Source organism: Sulfitobacter sediminis, assembly GCF_040811725.1.
GTDB lineage: Bacteria > Pseudomonadota > Alphaproteobacteria > Rhodobacterales > Rhodobacteraceae > Sulfitobacter > Sulfitobacter sediminis.
The window spans coordinates 1-2,504 of the sequence record NZ_JBFNXX010000073.1 but is presented as its reverse complement, the minus strand read 5'-3'; the positions used below and the strand labels follow the sequence as shown (position 1 = coordinate 2,504).

The window sequence follows — 2,504 nt, the reverse complement described above, 5'->3', positions numbered from 1 at the left end:
TTCGGTCGTCTCGAATGGTTTCTAAGTGCGGCTTTGCGGACATCTGACCGAAACGCTCAGATGTCTCAGAAGAGCCCGAAGCAGCCGATCGCTCTTAATGTTCAGGCGGTTTTCTTTGCGAAGCACTGTCGCAAATCGAGTCAACTGTACCCATATTTAAGGAACCGACGCCAAACACCGCGGTCCAGCATAGACTGGGTATTCGGCGCGGGCCTATCAAAGGATCGACGAAATTTCCTTCACTGAGCTGACTGCCAGGGCTGCGGCCGCAATGAAGCCTAAGCCAGCGGAAACAGCCATGCAGGCCGCCCCAAGTTGCGCGCGGTTTCGTACGGCGCGGTGAAGGTGCCGCTGGGCCGGGACGAGGCTGCAAACCGAGGTGACAATTACAGCGAGGCGGCGCTTTCTCCGCACGAGGACAAGACATGAACACTGCCGAATGGCTCAAACCCAGCATCTATGGTACCGTAATTGGTATGGTCTTCGTCGGTGTCGCGGGATTCACCTTGGGCGTCTGGGTGACCGGCGTAACCGCAAATGATCGGGCGATGGCGATGTCTCGCAACAGTATCGTCGCCTCAATGGTTCCGGTCTGCCTCGACATGGCGCGGACGGACCCGGCGCGGGCGGACAAGCTGGCGACGATCCGGGCCGCCGCAACTTTTCTGGTCCCCGTTATGTTGGCGGATCAGCGGAGAGACGCTCTCATGGACACCGGATGGGCCACAGTGCCCGGCACTGATGCGCCAGACCGAGATATAGCGCAAGCCTGTCTGAAGGCACTGGACCTTGAGAGTCCGGGGTTTGAATGAAACGCTTCCTGCAGGCAAATATGAGATTGTCAGCTCCGGGGAACCGTTCCGTCATACCGGAAGACCGATCTTGGCCTTGGAAGGCGTTTGAGACCATCGAAGTGAAGGACAAGAAAGTCCGCATCTGAGACATCGATCGTCTCCGCAGCGAGTGGCGGGTGTTGGCAAAGGCGGTCGTTGCAGCGCGAAAGCAGACGTTGCTGCGGCGCGAGCCAGTTATGAGGGGCCGCTGACAGCAGCTTTCCTGTCATCTGATAAGAGCACTCAGATGACGGCGTCGAGCCCTAGTTTCGGATGCTGCATGACGTTTGAACGGACGCATTGCGGGGAAAAGCGGACGCTCGGTAAGCACGCTCTACGTGCTAGTGACCCCAGACAGGCCTTAAGCCAGACAAGGGCGACGGCCCGCTTCGCATGAGGTATGCCGCGGTCGCCTCGTGCCGATTTGATGGCAACATCACCTCGCGACATCGCCCTATCGACCAGGGTGCTCGCATACAGATAGGTTTGTCTTAGGTGCTGCTAGTGCCAAGATGGAGGAGAGAATGGCTGAAACTGACGCGATGCTTGGATTTGTTGGACTCGGTCTCATGGGCCTGCCAATGGCGCGGCGCCTACTGGCGGCCGGATGCCCACTCACAGTGTGGAACCGGAGCCCGAAAAATGCAGAGGCAGCCCGTGCCGATGGAGCTCGGGTTGCCGCCTCGGCAACAGAAGTCGCGAACGCAACAAACATCGTTTTCACCTGCGTAACAAATACCGCGGCAATGGAAGCTGTGGTTTTTGGACCCAACGGTATCGCGGAGGCCAACGGAGAGGGGAAGCTCCTCGTCGACAATTCCTCGATCCACCCAGACGCAACCCGTGCCTTCGCGGAGCGCCTGGCACGAATTAACGGCATGTCTTGGCTCGATGCGCCGGTTTCTGGTGGCGTCGCCGGAGCCGAGGCTGGCACGCTGGCCGTACTTGCGGGCGGTCGCCAGGCCGATTTCGACCGCGTGGCCCCCTATCTTACCCACATTTCTCAACATGCGACGCTCATGGGCGGCTTGGGGGCCGGTCAAACGGCAAAACTATGTAACCAGATGATCGTCGGTTGTACCTTCGTCGTTATCGCCGAAGCACTGCGGCTGGCGGGCAATTCCGGTGTGGACCCGCGCGCCTTGATCGACGCCATGTCGGGTGGCTTTGCCGACTCGCGGCCATTACAAATTTTCGGCCCGAGAATGCTGGGCCGGATCGATGAACCACTTGGCCATGTGGACGTTGTACTCAAGGACCTAGACACGTCGCTTGATGTCGGTCGCGGTGCAATGTCGCCGATGCCCATGACCGCGACCGCGAGCGAGATCTACCGTCTTTTGGTGGTAGATGGAGCCGGCGGGGCAGAGTTCGATGCTATTTACCGCTTGTTCGGCGGCGAGGCCTGATTGCCAATGAGATTTCGGCTCATGGCATACATGCGAGCCAAACGAAAAGGCAGCAATCGGGATAAACCGAACCTAGGAAATTCTTCTCAAACGGCCGGTTTGTCCCGCTTCTGAGACATCGGACGCAGTCATAACGAGTGGCCGGTGTTGGCAAAGGCTGGATGGCCTGATCTGACTGGTCCGGGTTGATTGTTAGTGCATGACTGGCCTCGGGTCCATCTGGACGATGGTTTCAGGAGCCGGTGGCCGATAGCCGAGAGCG

The 2,504-nt window shown here is 58.9% G+C and carries 3 protein-coding genes; all 3 read left to right on the top strand.

The annotated features are described in order from the left end of the window. Positions 1–425: 425 nt before the first annotated feature. The 3 genes from AB2B41_RS23155 to AB2B41_RS23145 all read left to right on the top strand — a co-directional run bounded on the left by AB2B41_RS23155 (position 426) and on the right by AB2B41_RS23145 (position 2,242). Complete coding sequence (locus AB2B41_RS23155; protein WP_367880192.1) at positions 426–812, top strand: hypothetical protein; 387 nt, start codon at positions 426–428, stop codon at positions 810–812. Then, positions 809–940, top strand: a complete 132-nt coding sequence (locus AB2B41_RS23150; protein ID WP_367880191.1) for a hypothetical protein — start codon at positions 809–811, stop codon at positions 938–940. The genes AB2B41_RS23155 and AB2B41_RS23150 overlap by 4 nt, the downstream gene beginning before the upstream one ends. Positions 941–1,357: 417 nt before the next feature. Further along, positions 1,358–2,242, top strand: coding sequence for an NAD(P)-dependent oxidoreductase (locus AB2B41_RS23145; protein ID WP_367880190.1), 885 nt, complete (start codon positions 1,358–1,360; stop codon positions 2,240–2,242). The last annotated feature ends 262 nt before the right edge of the window (positions 2,243–2,504 follow it).

Bases quoted from the DNA above. Each gene is read 5' to 3' on its own strand.
- AB2B41_RS23155 (WP_367880192.1), top strand. From the start codon at position 426: ATGAACACTGCCGAATGGCTCAAACCCAGCATCTATGGTACCGTAATT.
- AB2B41_RS23150 (WP_367880191.1), top strand. From the start codon at position 809: ATGAAACGCTTCCTGCAGGCAAATATGAGATTGTCAGCTCCGGGGAAC.
- AB2B41_RS23145 (WP_367880190.1), top strand. From the start codon at position 1,358: ATGGCTGAAACTGACGCGATGCTTGGATTTGTTGGACTCGGTCTCATG.